At 75.9% G+C, this 14,072-nt stretch carries 11 protein-coding genes, 1 tRNA gene and 1 pseudogene; 5 read left to right on the forward strand and 8 right to left on the reverse strand.

Translation table 11 applies throughout. The features are described 5' to 3' along the window. Positions 1-7: 7 nt before the first annotated feature. Positions 8-1,663: a hypothetical protein gene (locus OG286_RS25740; protein WP_405365805.1), complete on the reverse strand. Its 1,656-nt coding sequence runs from the start codon at positions 1,661-1,663 to the stop codon at positions 8-10. Then, positions 1,660-2,988 carry a hypothetical protein gene (locus OG286_RS25745; protein WP_396322630.1) on the reverse strand — a complete coding sequence of 443 codons (1,329 nt, stop codon included), beginning with the start codon at positions 2,986-2,988 and terminating at the stop codon, positions 1,660-1,662. Before OG286_RS25745 ends, OG286_RS25740 begins: the two co-directional genes overlap by 4 nt. Positions 2,989-3,365: 377 nt before the next feature. On the opposite strand from OG286_RS25745, the gene OG286_RS25750 reads away from it, so the two are divergent. After that, positions 3,366-4,016 (forward strand): histidine phosphatase family protein, encoded by a 651-nt coding sequence (locus tag OG286_RS25750; protein ID WP_396322629.1) that lies wholly within the window; start codon positions 3,366-3,368, stop codon positions 4,014-4,016. Between the two features lie 170 nt (positions 4,017-4,186). On the opposite strand, the gene OG286_RS25755 is transcribed toward OG286_RS25750, so the two are convergent. Next, positions 4,187-5,848 (reverse strand): tetratricopeptide repeat protein, encoded by a 1,662-nt coding sequence (locus tag OG286_RS25755; protein WP_396322628.1) that lies wholly within the window; start codon positions 5,846-5,848, stop codon positions 4,187-4,189. 540 nt (positions 5,849-6,388) lie between these two features. Here OG286_RS25755 and OG286_RS25760 point away from each other — a divergent pair. The 3 genes from OG286_RS25760 to OG286_RS25770 all read left to right on the forward strand — a co-directional run bounded on the left by OG286_RS25760 (position 6,389) and on the right by OG286_RS25770 (position 8,568). Beyond that, positions 6,389-6,910: a hypothetical protein gene (locus OG286_RS25760; RefSeq protein ID WP_396322627.1), complete on the forward strand. Its 522-nt coding sequence runs from the start codon at positions 6,389-6,391 to the stop codon at positions 6,908-6,910. A gap of 79 nt (positions 6,911-6,989) precedes the next feature. Then, the gene (locus OG286_RS25765) at positions 6,990-7,919 is read left to right on the forward strand and encodes a spermidine synthase (RefSeq protein ID WP_396322626.1); all 930 of its coding nucleotides are present in this window, start codon (positions 6,990-6,992) and stop codon (positions 7,917-7,919) included. Between the two features lie 199 nt (positions 7,920-8,118). After that, positions 8,119-8,568 (forward strand): GNAT family N-acetyltransferase, encoded by a 450-nt coding sequence (locus OG286_RS25770; protein ID WP_396322625.1) that lies wholly within the window; start codon positions 8,119-8,121, stop codon positions 8,566-8,568. A 102-nt stretch (positions 8,569-8,670) separates the two neighbouring features. Here OG286_RS25770 and OG286_RS25775 read toward each other — a convergent pair whose 3' ends face one another. The 5 genes and pseudogenes from OG286_RS25775 to OG286_RS25795 form a co-directional block, all read right to left on the reverse strand. After that, positions 8,671-9,687 (reverse strand): hypothetical protein, encoded by a 1,017-nt coding sequence (locus OG286_RS25775; protein ID WP_396322624.1) that lies wholly within the window; start codon positions 9,685-9,687, stop codon positions 8,671-8,673. 140 nt (positions 9,688-9,827) lie between these two features. After that, positions 9,828-10,274 carry a DUF4442 domain-containing protein gene (locus tag OG286_RS25780; protein WP_396322623.1) on the reverse strand — a complete coding sequence of 149 codons (447 nt, stop codon included), beginning with the start codon at positions 10,272-10,274 and terminating at the stop codon, positions 9,828-9,830. A gap of 175 nt (positions 10,275-10,449) precedes the next feature. Beyond that, positions 10,450-10,525 (reverse strand) — tRNA-His (locus tag OG286_RS25785). 165 nt (positions 10,526-10,690) lie between these two features. After that, positions 10,691-11,293 carry an oligoribonuclease gene (gene orn, locus OG286_RS25790; RefSeq protein ID WP_405359920.1) on the reverse strand — a complete coding sequence of 201 codons (603 nt, stop codon included), beginning with the start codon at positions 11,291-11,293 and terminating at the stop codon, positions 10,691-10,693. Between the two features lie 874 nt (positions 11,294-12,167). Beyond that, positions 12,168-13,167: pseudogene (locus tag OG286_RS25795) on the reverse strand (helix-turn-helix domain-containing protein); the annotation flags it as partial. A gap of 367 nt (positions 13,168-13,534) precedes the next feature. Here OG286_RS25795 and OG286_RS25800 point away from each other — a divergent pair. Further along, positions 13,535-13,822 carry a hypothetical protein gene (locus OG286_RS25800; RefSeq protein ID WP_396322621.1) on the forward strand — a complete coding sequence of 96 codons (288 nt, stop codon included), beginning with the start codon at positions 13,535-13,537 and terminating at the stop codon, positions 13,820-13,822. Positions 13,823-14,072: the final 250 nt, after the last annotated feature.

Raw genomic sequence — 14,072 nt, forward strand, 5'->3', positions numbered from 1 at the left:
TGCCGGATCACTCCCACTCTTCGAAGACTGCGGACGCGCCGGCGGCCGCCGTGGCCGCGGCCGGACCGGCCGCCGGCGGGGTGGCCGGCACGACGGCGGGCGCGGGGGTGCCGGGCGGGCCGCCGTGCGTCCACGGGGTGTCGTCCGGCTCGGGCAACGGCGCGGACTGGCGGACCGTCAGCTCGAAGAGCGTGAAGGTGATCCGCTCGCCCGGCTCGGGCAGGCTCCCCGGCTCGGGCTCCTTCTTGCGGCCCATCCCGGAGAGCACGCGCAGCGTGACGGTGCCCTCGGCCTCGTCGACGGCCGCGATCACCGCCTTCTGCGCGCTCGGCCCGTGGACGCGGTGCGCCTCCCGGCCGAGGTCGGCGTGCGGCCGGTCGGTGGTGCGGACCGTCACCAGCGGGCGCGGCTTCGGCGAGCGGCCCGACGTGTCGTAGTCCGGCACCACCTCCGTCACCACGCCCGAGAACGCCTCGCCGGCCAGCCGGTGCTCGGCCATCGCCAGCGGGTCGTCCAGCGCCTCCTGGACGTCCAGCCGGGCCTGCTCGCGCTCGCGCTGCGCCAGCTTCCGGGCCGCCGTCACGGCGTCGTCCTGCCGGGGCTGCGGCGGCTCGCCGGCCGCCAGCCGGTCCCGGTGGCCGGTGTAGGACCAGCGGTCGCCCGTCCACCGCTCCTCCAGATGACCGGCGGGTGGCAGCGTGCGGAGCAGGTCCAGGCCGGTCCAGACGTCGTGCCAGGTGGGCAGCAGCACCTGCTCCAGCACCGTGCGCAGCTGCTCGACGGCGGTGCGGACGGCGGCCCTCGCCTGCGCGGCGGCCGCGGCGCTCCGCCCTTCGGCATCGTGCAGCAGGGTTGCGGCGGCGGTGTCGTAGCGGGCGATCGCCGGGCCCAGCACCAGCTCGTCGAAGCGCGGGTCGGTGGCCGGACCGGCCGGCGGGTGGAGCAGCCGGCCGTGGTCGTCCCGGGCGGACTCGGCCAGCTTGGCGGCCTCGGCGCCGGACAGGCCGGGCGGCGGCGCGTGCCAGGCCAGCCGGGCGGCCAGGTGCTGGTCCTCCAGGTGGCTCTGTCCGGTCGCCCAGTGCCGGGCGAGCAGACCGGTCATCGGCAGCAGCAGGCTGGAGCCGGGCACCTGGGCCCGATCGGTGAGGTGGGTCAGCCAGCGGCCGAGCAGCGGCACCCGGGCCGGCGCCGGGTACGGGCCCGGCTCGTCGTCCTCGATCGTGCGGCGGAACCGGGTGGAGCGGCCGATCAGGGACAGGTGGTGCACGCCTGCGCTGTTCGGCACGATCAGCTGCGGCGCGTCGGTGCACAGCTCGCGGAAGACCTGCGTCTTCTCGCCGGTCTCCGGGTCCTTCTCGGAACCCTCGATCTGCTCCACCCCGGTGGCGAAGGACTCCAGGTAGGGCAGCAGGTCCGCGGCCACCTCGGCCAGGTAGTCGAAGCGCAGCGTGCGGTTGAGCGGCTGCGGGACGAAGTGCAGCCGGGGCGCGGACCGGTCGGTGCCGAGCATCACGGCCAGCGGCGCGCCCGCCTCGCCCGCGGCGGTCAGCGGGACGAGCACCATCGGACGTTCGGAGAGGTAACGGTGGCGGACGGTGGCCAGGGGCTCGGCCCGGCCGCTGCGGACGGCCTCCAGCCGGGCGAGGGTGCCGAGCAGGCTCATCCGGCACCTCCGGGTGCGGCCGGGGTGAGGGCCATGGCCGCACCGGGAGGTGCCGCCGGCCCGGTCGGCGGGGCCGGCGTCGCCGGGGCGGTGGTGCGCCCCAGGGCCTCGGCACGGAGCGCGGCGGCGTAGGCCAGCCGGGCCGCGGCCTCGTCGGCTTCGGCGTCGTTCGCGTCGGCTCCGGTGCTGTGGTCGCTGCCGTGACCGGTGCCGGCCGTGCCCTCGGCGGCGGCCAGTGCCGCGGTCACCGTCCGGATGGTGCCCAGTTCACCGCGAACCCCCCGGCCCAGCTGCTCGACCCGGTCCCCGCAGCGCGCCTCGGAGCGGCAGTGGAAGCCCAGCTCGCAGGCGGAGAGGCAGTCCGGACTGTACGCGGCGGGCACCGCCTCGACCGACGTGGCCAGCTCCTCGCCGGAACGGGCGGGCACGCCGTCCTCGCCGGGCGCGAGGTCGAAGCCGACGCCCGGCGGCAGTGCGTCCAGCAGCCGGCCGATGCCGGTCATCCGGCTCAGCTGGCGGCGGGTGGTGGCCAGCTCGCGGCGGATGTCCACCGGGACGGCGGTCGGCCGGTTGCTGAAGTCCTTCGGACAGACCAGCAGCACGCTCAGCCACGGGCTGCCGGGCAGCCGCTGCTCGGCGTACGGGTCCGCGTCCACCGGGCGGCCGGCCAGCGCGGCGGCCGTCTCCTGGAGCGCCAGTACGTAGACGGCGGCCTGACGGGCGGCGGCACCGACCTTGGCCGGGTCCGCGCTGCCGTCGAGCACCGGGAACGACTTGATCTCGACCACGGTGCACCGCCCGCCGTGCACCACGACGGCGTCCGGCTCCAGGTAGGCGGTGCTGCCGGCCACGTCGAGCCGGAGCAGCGGGTGGTCCAGCAGCGTCCAGGCCTCCGGGGCGGCGGCCGCCTCGGCCAGCGCGGCCGTCGTACGCTCGGCCCGGACCGCCGGGCCGGAGCGGCGCAGCAGGTCGGGCACGGTGAGCGGGGCGCCGCCCTCCACCGGGAGACCGAGATGGCGGCGGAGCGGCTCCAGGAGGGCCGCGTAGCCGTCCTCCTTCAACCGGGACTCGAAGATCACGCCGCGCGCGATGGCGAACGGCGACTGCCCGAACGGTGCGGGGCGACCGAGCCGGGCGGCCAGGGCCGACTTGTCGACCCCGGCGGCGTCGAGCACCGCGCGGCGCTGACAGCCCGGATTGGCGGCGAGCGCGGCGAGGGCGCGGGCGGTCAGGCTGCGCTGCGGCGCCGGACCGCGCAGCTCGGCGAGCCGCTGGGCGAGCGGCTCAGAGTGCCCGCTGGGCGGGACGTTCGTCGAGACGTTCATGGTGCGGCCCAGTGTCGCATCAGGGTCCGACAATCCGGTCCGGCCCGGGCCATCCGTGGCCATCGGCGTCCATCCGCGGCCATGCGTGACGATTCCGGGCGGTATCGGGACGTCAGTGGTGGTGCGCTCGCGGCACGCGGGTGGGTGCAGGTGGGCGCTGGTGGCTGCGGGTTGGCGCAGGCGGGTCGCTGACGGCCGGCCGGTGAGGTGGTGTCCGGGGTGGCAGCCGCCCCGGGGCGGCACCCGGCCCGGGATCGTGGACGGCCCGGGATCGTGGGCGGCCCGGGATCGTGGGCGGCGCACGGGTGAGGGATCATGGAGCCCGGTGCTCAATGGTGAGACCGACCGTTGCCGCCGCCCCGCTGCGAGGAGCCTCCATGCCCGCCCGAATCGTGCTGGTCCGCCACGGCGAGACCGAGTGGTCGGCCACCGGCCGTCACACCGGCCGAACCGACATCCCGCTGACCGAGGAGGGCCGCGCGATGGCCCGGGCCCTCGGTACCCGCCTCGCCAAGGCGCCCTGGAACGGCCTGCCGGACGCCCTCGTCTACACCAGCCCGCTCGACCGGGCCAAGGAGACCTGCGCCCTGGCGGGCTTCGGCGACCGCGCCGTGGACCGGCCGGAACTGCTGGAGTGGGACTACGGCCAGTACGAGGGCCGGACCGGCCAGGACATCCGCGCCACCGACCACCCCGGCTGGCTGATCTGGCGGGACGGCGTGCCCGGCGGCGAGAAGCTGTCCGACGTGGCCGCCCGCGTGGACGCCTTCCTCGCCGACCTCAACGACGAGCACGGTGTACCCGAAGCGGACACCACCGTCATGCACTGCGCCGACCGCGACGTGGTGCTCTTCGCCCACGGCCACCTGCTGCGCATCCTGACCGCCCGCTGGCTCGGCCTGCCGCCCGAGTACGCCCAGCGCTTCAAGCTCGGCACGGCCGCGCTTTGCGTCCTCTCGTGGGAGTACGGTGCGCCGGCGGTCGAGGTCTGGAACGACCTCGGCCACCTGGAGGGCCTGAAGCACTGAGGTTTGAAGGGCCGAGGCATGGAGCGCCTCGGCCTGATTCACGGCCGCTGCACCACTGACGCCCTGGGCCTTCCCTGACGACTCGCCGGGGAAGGCCCAGGGCGTTCCTGGTCCGGGCGTTCCTGGTCCGGATGCGCTGGGGCCGGGAGGTCCCGCCCGGACGTGCGGGCTCAGGCCGCCGCCGCCAGGTCGTAGTCGACCAGGAACCGGCCGACCTCCGGGACGCCCCGGTGCGGGCGCAACCGGTCGGCGGTGTCCGCCAGCATGCTCCTGATCCGGGCCGAGCGGACCTCGCCGAACAGCGCCACGGCGGCCGTGCCGTGGTGGGCCGCACCGGCCAAGTCCCCCCGGCCGAGCCGGTCGTGGGCGAGTTCGGCGGTGTACAGCACGCGGTTGCGTACGAAGCGCGGCTCCTGGAGCGTTATGGCCAGCCCGGCCTGCTCGCTGGCGCGGTCCCAGTCGCCGAGGGCGGACCAGCACTGGGACTGCAGCCCGGCGATCTCGGCCTCGCCGAAGAAGGACATCCACTCCGGGTCGGCCTCGGAGGGGCCGCGGTCGAACAGCCGGTACGCCCGGGCGAGCGCCCGTTCGCAGCCGGACCGGTCCTGCAGCAGCGCCCAGCCGCCGGCCTCGCGCATGGCGAGCAGGGAGAGCAGCCGGTCGGAGTCCAGGTTCCGGGCGGCGGCCTGCCCGGCCTGCGCGGCGCGCAGCGCCTCGCGCGGACGGCCGGCGTCCCGGGCGAGGAAGGCGCTGTTGCAGAAGACGTGCGCCTCCAGGGCGGCGTCGCCCGCCATCCGGGCGGTGGCGAGCGCCTCGGCATAGAGCGAGCGGGCGTCCGCCAGCCGGTTCGAGTCGTGCGCCAACCAGCCCACCGAGATGGCCAGTTCGCCGGCGCCGGCCTGGAGTCTTCGCTCCGTCTCGGCGTTGTAGTCGCCCTCGTTGAGCAGCACGTACGCGGTGCGCAGCGACTGCCCGGCCCGTTCGTACAGGGCGTCGGCGCCGTGGGCGTCGTCGGCCAGCCGGATCTCCCGGACGGCCTGCTCGACGCCGAGAACCTCGGCCGCACCGACCTTGCGCGGCGGCGGGACCGGCCCGGGCCGGCCGGGCACGAAGGTGGACCCGGGGTCGAACAGGGCGGGGCCGGCGTCGAACCGGCCTGCCCCGGGCCGCGGTTGGGCCGGGATGAACGCGCCTGCGGGGCTCTTCCCGGCGCCGGGTGCGGCCGGGAAGGACGCGGTGTGGGCGGGTGGGGCGGTGGCGGCTTCGGCCGGCGGGTCGATCCCGATCACGGTGGCCAGCGCGGCGGAGCCGCCGGCCAGGAACGTACGGCGACGCACGTCGTCGTTCTCCTCGTCGAAATGGTGCGGTCCAGCGGGCCCCCGAAGCGGCGCCGCGGGCCTCGACAGCAGGGGCCCGTCCGGTGGGGGTGGTTCCGCATACGGCGAGGCAGCGTACGGGAGTTGGGTGGAGAGCGGCGAGCGCGGGGCGGGCAGGGGCGGGAACTGCGGGTGGAACGGGGGCGGCACGGGTTCCCCGCCGCCGTCCGCTGAGCGGCGGCGGACGGCGGTGCGGGGGGAGAACCCGAGTTCGGTCAGCGAGCGGTCCGGCCACATGTGCCGGAAGACCCGCTCGTATGCGTAGTTGGGACAACGGATCTCGCCGGACTCGACCCGTCCGACGTAGCGGGCGTCGCAGGAGACGTGCTCGCCGATCTCGCGGGCGGCCCGGCGCACGGCCATGGCGAACTCGCCCGGCGAACGGTCGCCGCGCAGTGCGCGCATCACGGTGTTGGGTGACGGGCGGTTCGGCTCGGCCGGTGGGGTGGCTGCCATGGTGCGCTCCGTGGTCGTACCGGGGTGGTCGTGCTGGGTGTCGATCCTGCGGACGGTGGACTCGGCTCGGCTGGGACTGCGGTGGGACCGGGCGGGTTCGGCGGGGTTCGGCGGGTTCGGCCGGGGATTTCGCCTTGTGGATGCCGGGGGGTCGGGGGCAGGGTGTTCGGCCGTGGGCGGGCCGAGGGGTGCGGCGCCGGCGGGCCTGGGGTGCGTGTGGGCCCGGCCCGGGTTTCGGGTGGGCCCGGTGGGGCCGGATGGGCCACCGGGCACGCAACCGACAGTACCGGGAGTCACCGACTGGCCACAGCGTGTTTGTGGCTGATGTGGGGTCAATTGCGGGCAAATCGGTCGCGGTTGCCGGGATCTGCCATGAAATGCCATGCCTTGCTGTAAGGCGCCCCGTGGCCTGGAACGCGCCCTCGCCGTTGTCCTGGTACGAGGAAGCCCCGGCCACCGCTCCGGCCCGCCGCCCGCAGCGGTGGCCCCCCACCCGCCGGGCGGCGGCGCTTCCGATCGGACGAGGTGACAGGAGGGCCCATGATGGCCACCGGAGTACCGCAGTACCACCGCCTGGTCGCCGGAGGAGTGCTCGCCGCCGCCCCCGCCCTGCTGCCCGAACCGGCCGACGACGGCGGTCAGGGCCGCGGGCCCGTCGAGGGCGGCCGCGGCCCGTGCGGCGGCGGCGGGCCGCTCCGCCGCCTCGCCGCGAACGGCGACGGCGCGGTCGTCACCGGCTGCGACACCGTGACGGTCGCCCTGCGGCACGGCCTGGAGGCGGTCGACATCCTGCGGCTGCGCCGGGCCTGCGGCGCGGTGCTGCAGAGCCGCAACGGCAGCGCCGTCTCCTTCTTCGTCCCCGCCGGCACCGCGGAGACGTGGCACCTGCCCGGCAGCTCCTGTACGGCGGGCGCGCTGCTCGTCCCCGCCGCCGACCCGCGCTGGGTGATGCCACCGGCGGGCCCCGACCCCGTTGTCCGCCCCACCGACGCCTGGGTCCTGCGGTCGGCCCTCTGCGAGGCCGCCTGCACATTGACCGCCGGCGGCCTCGGCCCGTTCTGACACCGGGCGCCGAGCCCCCGGCCTCCCCCACCCCCGCCGAGCTGCGGAGCCCTCCGCCGGCCCGGCGATAATGGCCGGTATGGGACGAAGCAGCAGAGCCGGCCGTAGCACCGACAGGGGCCGTACGGCGGCGGAGCCGGAGCCGGCGGCCACCGGCCCCGGTGGCCGGACGCATGCCCAGGGCCCGCTCACCCGCCCCGTCGACTCCGGGCTCGCCGAACTCCGCCCCGACCGCGACCGCCCCTCCGCCTGGTCGTTGCTGATCGACGGCGCCCCGCAGTCCATGGTCGACCTCGCCGACCCGACCCATCTGGGCTTCGAGTACCAGCGCCGGCTCGGCCACCTGATCGACCTGGTCGCCCCGTCCGGTCGTCCGCTGACCGTCCTGCACCTCGGCGGCGGCGCCCTCACGCTGGCCCGCTACGTCGCGGCCACCCGCCCGCGCTCCCGCCAGCAGGTCGCCGAGATCGACACCGCGCTCACCGAACTCGTCCGTGCCGAACTCCCGTTGGAGCGCGGCTGGCAGATCAAGGTACGCGGCTCGGACGCCCGCAGCGTCCTGGAGCGGACCCCGGAGGGCACCGTCGACCTGGTGATCGCCGACGTCTTCTCCGGGGCCCGGGTGCCGGCGCACTGCACGACCGTCGAGTTCACCACGTTGGCCGCCAGGGCCCTGGCCCCCGGCGGCTGGTACGCGGTGAACATCGCCGACGGTTCGGCGCTGCCGTTCGCCCGCTCGCAGATCGCCACGCTCGGCGCGGTCTTCCCCGAAGTCTGCCTGGTCGCCGATCCGGCGGTGCTGCGCGGCAAGCGATTCGGCAACCTGATCCTGGCCGCCGCCCACGCCCCGCTCCCGCTCGCCGAACTGGGCCGCAAGGTGGCCTCCGACGCCGCCCTCGGCCGGGTCGAACACGGCCGGGCCCTGGCCGATTTCGCCGCCGGCGCCGTCCCGGCCACCGACGCCACCGCAGCACCCTCCCCGGCCCCGCCGCCGGAGGTCTTCCACTGAGCTCCGCCCGACGGGCTCCGCCCTGGGCGTGGCACGGCCGCCGGCCCCGGGCGGGCAGGCTCGTCCAGGGCGCACATCCACCTGACGTCCGGCGCCCGCCGTGCGCCCGGTAAATCGTTTGGTGCGCGACGGGCGGATGCCGAGAATGGGCCCGTCCGTCCGGAATCCGGACGGACGGAGCAGGCGGGAGGGGTGTGGCGTGCGGATCAGACCGGCTCGGCCGGACGAGGCGGAGCAGCTCAGCGCGCTCGCCCTGCGGTCCAAGGCGTACTGGGGCTACGACGCGGCGTTCCTTGAGGCCTGCCGGGAGGAGCTGACCCTGGACGCCGCCGGGATCGAGCGGCGCCGGACGGCGGTGGCCGAGGGCGGTGGCCGGGTGCTGGGCTTCATCACCCTCGTCGGGGCGCCCCCGCAGGGTGAGTTGGGCATGCTCTTCGTCGAGCCCGACACCATCGGCCGGGGCGTCGGCCGGCGCCTGGTCGAGCACCTGCGGGCGCAGGCCACGGCCCTCGGCTTCCGTCGGCTCACCATCGACGCCGACCCGTTCTACCTCGCCATGGGGGCCACCCGGATCGGCACCACCCCGTCCGAGTCGATACCGGGCCGCGAACTGCCGCTGCTCGCCCTGGAGATCACCGCCGCGGACTGACGGCTCCCGGTGGGCGGTGGCCGGCGCCGGGGGCCCGGGCATCGGCCTCCAAGCGACGGAAGGGCCGCAGTGACCTCAGTGACCTCGGCGGCCTCAGTGGCCTCAGTGGCCTCGTGGCAGGCCCCGGTGCTTGCACATCGCGGCGCCGGTGAGCAGCAGCCCCGCCGCGATCGGCGCGAGGACGGCCGTCCCGGTGCCCGCGAGCCCGTGGCCGGCCGGAGCGGCGAGCGCGCCGGTCAGCGCGAGGTCCTCGTGCGGGGCGGCCCGGCCCGGCGCGGTGGCCCGGGTGCCCTCGGCGTCGCCGGGGCCGGGTTGCCCGGCGCTCCGGACCCGCAGGCCGGTGTCCTCGGGCGCGGGCGGCGGAGCGGCCGGTCCGTGCTGCCCGGCGGTGGGCGGGACGGGCCGTGCCGTGGCGGTCCCGGACCGGTCGGCCGTCGCCGACGCTTCGGCGGAGTCGCTGTCGGTGGTCCGGGAGGCGCGTGGCGACGTGGTGCGATCCTGCGCGGGGGCGGTCCCGAGCAGCCCGGAGGCGATCGCGAACGCGTCCGGGACGGAGGCCCGCTGGCCCGGCAGTGGCAGGTCGCCCGCCCTGATCCGGTCCTGGAGCGCACTGCCGACCGGTGCGGTGGCCGCGTCCAGGCCGGGGACGGGTGTGGGCACGGGAACGGCGCCGGTCGCGTCGGCGAGCCGGCCGAGCAGTCCCGGCGAGGAGGCCTGGCCGGGGGAGTGCCGCGGCTGCCCCTCGTGTGCCGCCGGGCCCGGTGCGGGCGAGTCGCCGGCCCCCCGGCCCGTTCCGGCGGTACGTCCGGCTGACTCCCCGTCGGTGGCCTGCCCGGGGGCGGCCTGCGCCCCGGTGGCCCGCCCGTCCGCGTTCTGCCCGTCCGCGTTCTGCCCGTCGCCGAGCGCCCGCCCGACCGTACGGCTCACCGGGCCGGGCAGCGGATCGGTCGTCGCCGCGTACGCACCGGGCGCTCCCAGCCCCCAGAGCTGAGCGAGGAGTGCCCCGCCCGCTGCGACGGCACGCGGCCGGGGCAGCCACCGGCCGCCCGCGCGCCGTGCGCCGCCGCCGACGGCGCGTCGGGCGGGTCCCAGGGCCTTGCTCGCGTGATTGGCTCGCACGTGAATCGAGAACGAGCGGACGGGCCGTGAGGTCACGGCCGCCGTCACGGACAGTCATCATCCCGGATGCCGACCCGCCGACCCGCCGACCCGCCGACCCGCCGACCCGCCGACCCCGAGGCCGGTTGCCCGCGTGGCGGTCAGGAGTTGGGGCGCAGGGTCCAGATGACGGTCATGACGCCCGTCACAGCGCCGTCGGCGCGGGTGATCTCGACGGTGACGGGGAACTCCGGCCGCTCGCCCTTGTCCAGCTCGGCGACGATGTCGGCGGCCGGACGGCCCAGCACCGCGGTGGCGGTGACGGCGCCCATGGCCAGCTTCTTGTACGCGATCTCGGCGCTGACCGCGAGCGGCACCGCGCGCGAGAGCTGGTCACCGAAGGCGCCCAGCACGATGCAGCCGCTCGCGGACTCGGCGAGCGTGAACATCGCGCCGGCGTGCGGCCCGCCGACGTGGTTGTGGTAGTCGGGCTGGTCGGGCAGCCGGAGGACGGCGCGCTCCGGCGTCGTCTCCAGGTACTCCAGCTTGAGGGTGTGTGCCATCGGCACGGTGGAGTCGAGCAGCTGGCCGATCGAAGGTGTGGTCATGGCGGCAATGTTACTGGCAGGTAGCTTCAGGTGGCACACCTGTCGGCAGATCTCCTGCCGAGAGCCCGACCGAGACGTCGGGGCACCGAGGACCCCCTGAGGGTGGGGGGTGATGTGAGGGAACGCGAAAACGCCTGAGGGGCCGATCTCTTGAAGAGATCGGCCCCTCAGGCTCTGGGGTGAGTGACGGGACTCGAACCCGCGGCCACCTGGACCACAACCAGGTGCTCTACCAACTGAGCTACACCCACCATCTGTCCGGCCCGTTCCCGCTCTTCGCGTTCCCGTTCCGACAGGAAGAACTCTACAGGATCCGAGAGGGTGCTCGCGCCAGGGTTCCGGCCGGGCGGTGGAGGCCCCTCCCCGGCCCCCCGGCGGCCCCGGACCGAGGCCGCCGCCGGGCCCGGGCGCGGGGGTCAGTCCGTCGGCGCCTGGTACTTCTCGGCGATCGCCCGCGCGGTGTCGGAGTCCGGACCGGGCTGCGGGACGAACACCGCCTCGCGGTAGTACCGCAGTTCGTCGATGCTCTCGCGGATGTCGGCGAGTGCCCGGTGATTACCGCCCTTCTGCGGGCTGTTGTAGTACGCCCTCGGGTACCAGCGGCGGGCCAGCTCCTTGACCGAGGAGACGTCCACGATCCGGTAGTGGAGGTGGCCCTCCAGGGCTGGCATGTCCCGGGCCAGGAAGCCGCGGTCGGTCGCCACCGAGTTCCCGCAGAGCGGCGTCCGCCCGGCCTCCGGCGCGTGCTCGCGGACGTACGCGAGGACCAGCGCCTCCGCCTCGGCGAGCGTGACGCCGTGCTCCAGTTCGTCGAGCAGGCCGGAGGAGGTGTGCATGGTGCGCACCACCTCGGGCATGTTCGCCAGCGCCTCGGCGGGCGGGCGGATGATGACGTCCACGCCCTCGCCGAGGACGTTCAGCTCGGAGTCCGTCACCAGCGCCGCGACCTCGACCAGGGCGTCCCGGTCGAGGTCGAGGCCTGTCATTTCACAGTCGATCCATACCAAACGGTCATTCACGCCACTCACCCTACGGCGCGATCACGCGCCGCGGGCACCGGAGGAGCCGAGCGCGGCGCCGGGGCGCAGCCCTCCGCGGCGTGCTCGTCCTGGCCGTGGCCGTCCGGCTCGTGCGTCTCGCGGGCCGCTGCGGCCTGGTCGGCCTGGCCCACCGGGTGGGCCAGGTGCGCCTGGTGGCCGTCCCGAGCGGTCCGCGGGTCGCGCGGCTCCCGGACGCCGTCCGGGGTTCCGGCGCGGCCGCCCTGCGGACGGACCTGCGGAGCGCGGCCCTGCCGGGCCCGGCCCTCCGGCGTCCCCGAAGTCGAGGGCGCCGGCATCCGGCCGGCGGCCGAACCGTGACCCCGGCTGCCGGCCGCGCCGCCGGAGCCGACTCCGGTGGCACCGGTCCCGCCGCCCTCGTCCGACGGTCGCTCGGCCGTACTGCGATGCCCCTGCCCCTGACCGCGGGCGCCCGGCTGCGGGTGACCGTCCTCCGCTGCGGCGTGCTCCGCCGTGCGCGGCGGACGGCCCGCCCCCGGCCCGGCCTGCGCCGGAACCAGCGGCGGCCGTCCCGGACCGCGTCCGGCCACCGGCTGGCCGGGGTGCGACGCCTGCTGGTGCGGGTACGGCTGCGCGGCGCGCGCGTGGTACCCCGGGGCGGACGGCTGCCCGTGCTGCCCCAGCGGACCGTGCTGGCCCGGGTGCCCGGCGTTGCCGGCCCCGAGCGGATGCGTGGACGGCTGGCCCGCCGGACCGTGCTGCCCGGGCTGTCCGAGCAGCGCCCCGCCCGCCGCGGCGGCAGCGGCAGCCGCCGCATGCGCTCCCGCCGACTGCGGTGCGGCCCCGGCCAGCCGGAGGTCACCCGGGTGCGACGGAGCCTGGGTCGGCGACGCCGGCCCAGGGCGACGGGCCCGGTAGCTGGTCCGGTACGCGGCCGGCGAGACCCCGAGCTGGCGCCGGAAGTGCCCGCGCAGGGCCACCGGCGACCGGAACCCGCAACGGCGGGCGACGTCGTCCACGGACAGCTCCGACGTCTCCAGCAGCCGCTGCGCCTGGAGCACCCGCTGGGTGATCAGCCACTGCAGCGGGGCACTGCCGGTCAGCGTCCGGAACCGTCGGTCGAAGGTCCGGCGGCTCATGTAGGCACGGGCCGCCAGCACCTCGACGTCGAACTGCTGGTTGAGGTTCTCCAGCGCCCAGGTGACCACCTCGGCCAACGGGTCGTTGCCGATCTCCTCCGGTAAAGACTGATCGATGTACTGGGCCTGTCCGCCGCCGCTGCGCCGGCTGGGCACCACCAGCCGGCGGGCCAGCGCGTTCGCCGCCTCGGCGCCGTGGTCGCTGCGCACCACGTGCAGGCAGAGGTCGATACCGGCGGCGGTGCCGGCCGAGGTCAGTACGTCACCGTCGTCGACGAAGAGTTCGCGCGGGTCGACGTGGACCCGGGGGTAGCGCTTGGCCAGGGTGGGCGCGTACATCCAGTGCGTGGTCGCCGGGCGGCCGTCCAGCAGGCCGGCGGCCGCGAGGACGAACGCGCCGGTGCAGAGCCCGATGATCCGCGCGCCCTCGTGGTGCGCCTTGCGCAGTGCGGTGATCGCCTCGACCGGCGGCGGCTGCGAGATCGAGCGCCAGGCCGGCACCACGATCGTGCCCGCCCGGGCGAGCGCCTCCAGCCCGTACGGCGCGGAGAGCGTGAGGCCGCCGGTGGTGGCGAGCGGCCCTTCCTCCCCGGCGCAGACCAGCAGGCGGTAGCGCGGGACCCCGGCGTCCTGGCGGTCGACGCCGAAGACGGAGAGCGGGATCGAGCTCTCGAAGATCGGGGCGCCGCCGAAGATCAGTACGGCGACGGTCTCGCGTCGCCGCCGGCCGGACAGCTTCCGGGGCGCGGCGGCCATCACGGCGGCCGAGGAGCCGGTCGCACCTGGTCCGCCGCCGACTCCGTGACCGGCCGGGCCGTGGCCCGGCCCGCCCAGTCCGAGCGGACCGGCCGCGCCGGCGGGTGCCGTGCCGCCGCCCGCCATGCCCCCGGGCGTCAGGCCCGTGGACAGGGAGACGGGCGCGGGGCCGCCGGAGTAGACGGGGAACCCCGCGTCCTGGCCGCCCTGACCGTGGCTCGGAGCGCCGTACTGGCCGTGGTTCTGGCCGTGGCCCGGAGCGCCAGGATGGCCGGGAAGCGACTGGCCGGAGTGGCCGCCCGGCCCGCCGCCGTGGGCGGCAGACGGATTGACGGCCGGTCGACTGACGGTCCGTCCACCCTGCTCCGTGGTCACCGGAAAGCCCGGCGCTCCGGTGGAACCGGATGCCGCGGAGGCCGCTGATACGGAAGGGGCGGAGGCGGCCGCAGAGGTGTACGAGGGGTACGGGGCGGTGCTGGAGGTGCTGGAGGAACGGGGGTTGGCAGCGATGGCCGAGGCGCCGGTGGCTCTCGGGGAACGACCCGTGATACCGGCCACGGCCTGGCCGCTGTCAGGACCCGCGTCGCTCCTGCTCACCCTGCTCAAGGCGCTCAAGCCCCCTCGGTGGTGTGGTGTGGTGGTGCGGCACTGCTAGCCAAGATCGAATCTATCGGGTGGACCGTTGCCGTTGTGACAAGTTCACCATCCGACGCTATGTCGACATGGCAATTTGGCGTGATGCATTCGATCACGAAGCGTGGCACCCGTCGACCCTTCTGGGAAGGGGGCCGGTGTAACGGTGGCTGGTTGTCGCGGGACCGGTCCTGGGGCGTCCGGCTTCGGCGCGCCCGGCCGGCGGGTCTGGGCTGCGACTTTGCCCAAGGCCGGGTGAGCCGCGTGAGATT

It is taken from the genome of Kitasatospora sp. NBC_00039 (assembly GCF_045160625.1).
In the GTDB taxonomy this organism is placed as follows: Bacteria; Actinomycetota; Actinomycetes; order Streptomycetales; family Streptomycetaceae; genus Kitasatospora.